We start from the raw sequence: 6,401 nt of genomic DNA, 5'->3' as shown, positions 1-6,401 counted from the left end.
GGTGATCGCCGTAGGGGCTTTTTCACCAGAAAAATGGGCTAATATATTTGAGAAGACAATATCGCTCATTTGAATTCGAGTTTCAGTCGTTGCACTGGCAATGTGTGGCAGCAAGACCACATTATCCATCTCGATCAATGCTAGTGGCACATTAGGCTCATCGGCAAAAACATCTAAGCCCGCACCACCAATATTTTGCTGCTGCAACGCAAGGATTAAATCATCCTGATTCACCATACTGCCACGGGCAATATTGATCAGAATGGCGTGATTAGGCATCGCAGCAAAAACGGTGTTATTAACCAAACCGGCACTGTCTTTCCCTCCCGAGATTGCGACCACCAGAATATCGCTTTGACTGGCAAGGCTCATAAGATCAGGCACATATTGGTAGGGCAGAGTTTCGTTGTGTGCTTTGTCGGTATAAGCAATTTGCATATCAAACCCCGCGGCTCGGCGAGCAATGGCTTGGCCAATCTGCCCCATACCGAAGACCCCCAAACGCTTGCCGGTAACCTTAGATGATAATGGCAAAGTACTGTGCGGCCACTGTCCGGCACGCAGGAATTTATCAGCCAGACACAGGCGGCGAGACGTGGCAATGATTAGCCCCAGCGCGGTATCAGCAACATCGTCAGTCAGTACACCGGGAGTGGTAGTCACAATAATATTGCGCTCGTGGGTGGTTGCTAAATCCACAGCATCGGTACCGACGCCAAAGATTGAGATTATCTGCACTTCAGGCAACAGTGCCAACACCTCATTGCTGACACCAATATCACCACGGGTCACGATGCCTTTAATATTCTGACCCTGTTCTGCAAAAAACTCAGCATGATCGGTAACCTGGAAGAGTTTATGAACAGTAAAGGTTTGCTCCAATTTTTCAGTTAAATAGTCCATTACCGGAGCGATGATTAATACGGCTTGTTTGCTGTTTTTCATTACGGGTACCTGATCATGTCAATAAATCATAAAAAACCAGAATGGCGACAGGTAATCATCGGATGATTTAGCCATTCAGCGAATGTCGTTATAAGACCTGTTTTCAATGTTTTATTTTGTGATGCAGGTCACTGTAAATCATGTTAAGAAAACATGTTACCGGTAACGTGATCGACCTATCATTGCTAGTGCTGAATTGTTTCAGCCAGGCAAATACCGGTTAAAAACTTATAGAATTAACTCAGTAAAATGTTATCGGTTGGCGTTATTTGTTATTGATTGACGGAGGGATAATTTAGCGGCCATTGACCAAAGTGATTCGCAGCCATCATCCAGAGCCATGGCTGCTAGCGGTGATAAGAAGATCAGATAGTCCCACCGAGTGAAATGCGATAATGCAAGTCAACCTGTTCAATTGTAGGGATTTTATTTATTTTCTTAATCAGAATTTCCGCTGCAACTTTACCCATTTCAAACCGTGGGGTGGTAACACTGGCCAGCACCGGGGTGGTTGCCTGGCCGATATCTAATCCATGGAAACCCGAAATTGCCATTTCAGCCGGTATCGCCATGCCTATTTTCAGACATTCTTGTAACACGCCGACGGCCATATCATCATTAGTACAAAAAATAGCATCAACCTGCGGATACATTTGTCGTGCCAGAGCTAGCATCCCAGCCCCGATCGAGACAGAAGAGACCTTATTAGGAGTGATATGCAATGGCGTAAAACCTGTATCTACCATCGCCTGACTATATCCCTGATAACGCTTGCGATCTCGTACATCTGACATCGAGCCAAAATAGACAATATTCTGCTTACCACTGGCCAATAGTGTCGCTGTCATATCGTAGGCAGCCTGATAATTATTAAAACCAACGGTAATACGGTTGAACTGTGGCTCTAAATCCATCACTTGTGCAACCGGAATTTCGGCTGCATTCAAATACTTATCAGCACGTAAGGTATGTTCTGAATCGGTGAGTATCAAACCTGAGATCTGACAGGACAACAGATTAACGATCTGCTGCTCCTCACGTTCTTTATCATAGTTATAGTTAACCACCAGCGTTTGATAGCCGCTGGCAGCGGTTACCGATTCAATACCCGCCAGCAAGTCAGAGAAAATCTGGTTATTAAAGGAAGGTATTAAGATACCAATACGCGGGATCTTTTGATTAAGACCACTTTCCCCTTCAGAATCAGTAGCATAGTTAACCTCCGCCATCACTTGAGCAATACGCTCAGCCGTCTCTGGAGCCACTTTTTCCGGCGTGCGTAAGTAGCGGCTGACAGTCATTTTGGTCACGCCCGCAAGTAACGCGATATCCTGTAACGTAACACGCTGGTTTTTCATGGCAAATACCTGGAACAAGAGTGCGCAATGGGTAAGGTGATTATGCACTGTTAGCTTGTGTAATGAAAAGCATGTTACTGCTTTAAAATACAATAACAGTCATGTGGCATATTATTAATCTAATTTATTATCAATAAGTTAATCTGCAACTCTGCAATAAAACAGCAAAAAAACCGGCTAACAGCAGTATTTCCCCTTCATCAAGGGGATATCGCTCACGTATGTGGTAACAGCTTGTTGTAACATGATTTAAAGTGATCTGCATCACAGTTTGCCCAGACGGAAAACGGTTTGATATGCACATGTTTCACACCGTCATTATTCAATAATATTTATACTCGTCATACTTCAAGCTGCATGTGCGTTGGCTACGTTCAATCACCCGAATCACTTACGACAGTAAGCTCATCGGGGTTCTCTCTCTTGCCGCCTTCCTGCAACTCGAATTATTTAGAGTATATTTTAAATAACGACCAAATTAACGCCATCAGGAATGACTATGAAGAATTTATTTTCGTTAGAAAACCGCAAAGTATTAATTACGGGATCTGCTCAAGGCATTGGTTTTTTATTAGCGAAAGGCCTGGCCGAATTTGGTGCAGAGATAATTATTAATGATATTACCGCAGAACGAGCGGAAAAAGCCGTGGCGGAATTACGTGCTAGCGGTTTTATTGCTCATGCTGCCGCCTTTAATGTAACTAATCACGATGCGGTTAATGAAGCCATTGAACAAATAGAAAGTAGCATCGGTGCTATCGATATTTTAATTAATAATGCCGGCATTCAGCGCCGCCATGCCTTTACTGAATTCCCAGAAAAAGATTGGGATGACGTGATTGCGGTCAACCAGAAGTCCGTATTCTTGGTTTCACAGGCCGTATCCCGCTATATGGTTAAACGTCAACGCGGCAAAATTATCAATATCTGCTCGATGCAAAGTGAATTAGGCCGCGACACTATTACCCCCTATGCCGCCTCTAAAGGTGCGGTAAAAATGCTAACTCGCGGTATGTGTGTTGAGCTGGCTCGCTATAATATTCAGGTCAATGGTATCGCACCAGGCTATTTCAAAACTGAAATGACAAAAGCGCTGGTAGACGATAAAGCCTTTACTGATTGGTTATGCAAACGGACACCGGCCGCCCGTTGGGGCGACCCGGAAGAGTTGATTGGTGCTGCGGTTTATCTCTCCTCCAAAGCCTCTGATTTCGTGAATGGTCATCTGTTGTTTGTTGATGGCGGGATGTTAGTTGCAGTTTAACCTTCGCTTGAAGTGATTGGGGGATTAGCGACCTTCGTTATTCGTCCCATCAATAACGTTGGTTAATGCTTCAATTAACTGGGAACAGAGGAACATTATGTCTGGTAAATGCATTATTGTTATGGGCGTATCCGGCACGGGTAAATCCTGTGTTGGACAAGCGCTGGCACAAGCGCTTAACGCCAAGTTTATTGATGGTGATGACCTACACCCGCGCGCCAACATCCAAAAAATGGCCTCAGGTCAGCCGCTAAATGATATTGATCGTGCCCCTTGGTTAGAACGGTTAAGTGATGTGGCCTATAGCCTGCAACAGAAAAATGAAGTCGGTTTTTTAGTCTGTTCGGCGCTGAAAAAGCAGTATCGCGATCGTTTGCGTGCCGGCAATCAAGGGATACGTTTTCTGTGGCTGAGCGGTGATTACGATTTGGTGCTACACAGAATGCAGCAGCGCGCTGGGCATTTTATGCCTGAAAGCCTGTTGCAAAGCCAATTCGCAACCCTGGAAGTACCGGGTATCAGTGAACCGGATGTTATCCAGATAGATATTTCGCCCGACGTCGCCGGTGTGGTTAAGCACTGTATTGCCGCGCTGGAGCATGAAAATAGCGTGAGTCATTGCGCCTAAACGCGCGGGCCACATAAGCATATAGGAAGAGTTATGATACTTGATGAACTGAAAAGCGCGGCGAATAATCCAATCTATCCAGATGTTATCCGCCGCACCCTAGCGGCTATCAGCAAAATGGATTTGGTTAACCTGCCAGCAGGCGAGCAAGAAATCGAAGGGCGTGAGATTTACTTAAATCATATTATCGCCGCGACCAAGCCACTATATGAACAAGCCCCTGAATTACACCGTTACTATATTGATATTCATATTTTGCTGGAAGGTAGTGAAGTGATTGGTACGTCGCCATCCACACAGGGCCAGCGCCCGACGATGGATTTTGATAGCGAGCGGGATTATGGATTGTTTGAAGGTATTACTACCGAAACCTTGTTAACACTGGCGCCGGGTGATATTGCCCTGCTGTTCCCCGGCGAGTTACATCGCCCGATGGGAACATTAGGTGACGTCGCGCCGATTCGTAAGATCGTGGTTAAAGTGGCGAATCATCTTTTGTGATTCGGTATTATTTCGGTTGATAGATACCGGATCAGGTTTCGGTTGATATTGGCTGGTGAAAAAATTCGGTTGTCATAACTTCACGGCTCACTTTACCTCCATTGTCTCAACCGCCAAAGGGGTTACAAGCGCGTAACCCCCTTGGAACCCCTGCGCTAGCGCACGTATCGCTTGCCCACTTCGCGGGTCCCCTCACTCATCATTTCGCTGGCGGGACGGCTTTACGCGGGTCCCTCCGCGTGACGCCTAAATCCGCCGTCCATGGCGGATTTCCCTTGCTACACTCTTCACTCGGCAGCTCAAATGTGCTTTAAACGTCAAAACCTAAAAGCAAGGTTTTGATTTTGACCTTGAGCGCAATTAGGAATATTACCGACAAAGACGATGGCCCGAGTGAGCCGCCATGGACGGCGGCGAAAAGCGCGCTTGAGCAGGAGCGAATCGCGCTGGCTCGATAAGGCCAACGACTGCCGGAGGGCACTGCGAATAGCAGTAATATTTCGCGCAAGCCGCAGGTGCAGGAGGGCCGGCTTGCCCTCCTGCTCGGTTGAGGCGACAGAGGTAAGGTGATAACTGAACGACTATCAACCGAAACCTGATCCGGTATCTATCAACCGAACCGATAATCTGAACGAATATACCCCGAAACCCGAACCCGTAACATGTCAACCGAATCGGATCATCTAATCAATATCAACCGGCGCTCCCAAGGAACGCCTCCCTTGACCCCGCCGCGCCGCCAACCACAACCCGCTGTTCTTCATGGCGTAGCCAAACACCACCCCGACTAACAATGAAGCAACCACCAGCTTCCAATTACCATTACCGGCAAAAGTAGCGCAAGCGCCGATAAAAGTACCTGGAACAAATGATAACCACTGCTGGCAGGCCTGGATGCACATCAAAAACGCCACAAGCCCTGTTAAAACATACCCAAGGATGGTCCATTCCGGTTGCAAGGCACTGCCCTGGATAATCATCATCGCCCAGAACACCCCGCTCAGGCAGGTTAACAGCGTAATCAGTAATCCTTTTAAACCACCTTGTGGGCAAGCGAAATAGGCAGTACAGCCAAGGAAACCAGCCCAACTGATTAGCCCTAAACTGACCGCTACCCAGCCCCAGACACCCGAGAGAATGCCGGTGGTAATGGCAATCATCAGAATAATGTTCATCAGTGTTACCTGCGTAAAAAACGTTAAATAGAATATCTATTGAGTGAAAGTTACGCAGTTTACCTGAGTTCAATACCTTTTCATGAACAATGATCACAAAAATAGCCACTAACCAACATGACATACATTTATTTTGTGATGAAAATCACATTTAATCTTTATTATGACTTTTTGGCACATATTATAATAGCATTACGTTTGTTGTCAGAGCACTCCAGCAAATTATTTACCATATTTAGATCAAATGATTTTGCAGTTTCAAATTTTTCTACGACTTTATCGACGATTTCTTTTAACTGTTCTGCCGAAGGAAAATCAAACTTCCCCGCGTTGTAATCATAATATGCCATTAATAGATCACTAAACTTCTCAGGCCCAACAGTGTAGCTGGCATGGTTATTTATATAGTCAGCCAAGATAGATGCCATACTATCATAGGGTTTATCAGTAATATCAGTACAAAATTCCTTATTTATATTTTCCAAATCACCAATCTCAGCATTAAGCAATCTTATTACTAGACCTTTACT

The 6,401-nt window shown here is 45.5% G+C and carries 7 protein-coding genes; 3 read left to right on the top strand and 4 right to left on the bottom strand.

Going from position 1 to position 6,401, the window contains the following annotated elements:
- Both V2A85_RS21305 and V2A85_RS21300 read right to left on the bottom strand, forming a co-directional pair.
- A partial coding sequence (locus V2A85_RS21305) for a 2-hydroxyacid dehydrogenase (protein ID WP_420072295.1) occupies nucleotides 1–945 on the bottom strand: 945 nt, incomplete at its 3' end.
- A 365-nt stretch (nucleotides 946–1,310) separates the two neighbouring features.
- Nucleotides 1,311–2,303, bottom strand: coding sequence for a substrate-binding domain-containing protein (locus V2A85_RS21300; protein ID WP_372559463.1), 993 nt, complete (start codon nucleotides 2,301–2,303; stop codon nucleotides 1,311–1,313).
- Between the two features lie 499 nt (nucleotides 2,304–2,802).
- Here V2A85_RS21300 and idnO point away from each other — a divergent pair, with 499 nt between their 5' ends.
- From idnO to V2A85_RS21285, 3 genes are all read left to right on the top strand, one after another.
- Nucleotides 2,803–3,567, top strand: a complete 765-nt coding sequence (idnO, locus tag V2A85_RS21295; RefSeq protein WP_420072294.1) for a gluconate 5-dehydrogenase — start codon at nucleotides 2,803–2,805, stop codon at nucleotides 3,565–3,567.
- 97 nt (nucleotides 3,568–3,664) lie between these two features.
- A complete protein-coding gene (locus tag V2A85_RS21290; protein ID WP_372559465.1) occupies nucleotides 3,665–4,195 on the top strand; it encodes a gluconokinase in 531 nt (176 codons plus the stop codon).
- Between the two features lie 33 nt (nucleotides 4,196–4,228).
- Nucleotides 4,229–4,696 (top strand): YhcH/YjgK/YiaL family protein, encoded by a 468-nt coding sequence (locus tag V2A85_RS21285; RefSeq protein ID WP_372559466.1) that lies wholly within the window; start codon nucleotides 4,229–4,231, stop codon nucleotides 4,694–4,696.
- A 683-nt stretch (nucleotides 4,697–5,379) separates the two neighbouring features.
- Here the strand turns inward: V2A85_RS21285 and V2A85_RS21280 are convergent.
- Both V2A85_RS21280 and V2A85_RS21275 read right to left on the bottom strand, forming a co-directional pair.
- On the bottom strand, nucleotides 5,380–5,871 hold the full coding sequence (locus tag V2A85_RS21280; protein WP_083158265.1) for a DUF1097 domain-containing protein: 492 nt from the start codon (nucleotides 5,869–5,871) through the stop codon (nucleotides 5,380–5,382).
- Between the two features lie 161 nt (nucleotides 5,872–6,032).
- Nucleotides 6,033–6,401, bottom strand: a 369-nt coding sequence (locus V2A85_RS21275) for a hypothetical protein (RefSeq protein ID WP_420072293.1), incomplete at its 5' end; no start/stop codon positions are given.

The organism is Yersinia sp. 1252 StPb PI (genome assembly GCF_048593885.1).
GTDB classification, from domain to species: domain Bacteria; phylum Pseudomonadota; class Gammaproteobacteria; order Enterobacterales; family Enterobacteriaceae; genus Yersinia; species Yersinia enterocolitica_E.
The sequence above is the reverse complement of the archived record's forward strand: the minus strand, read 5'-3'. Positions and strand labels throughout refer to the sequence as shown.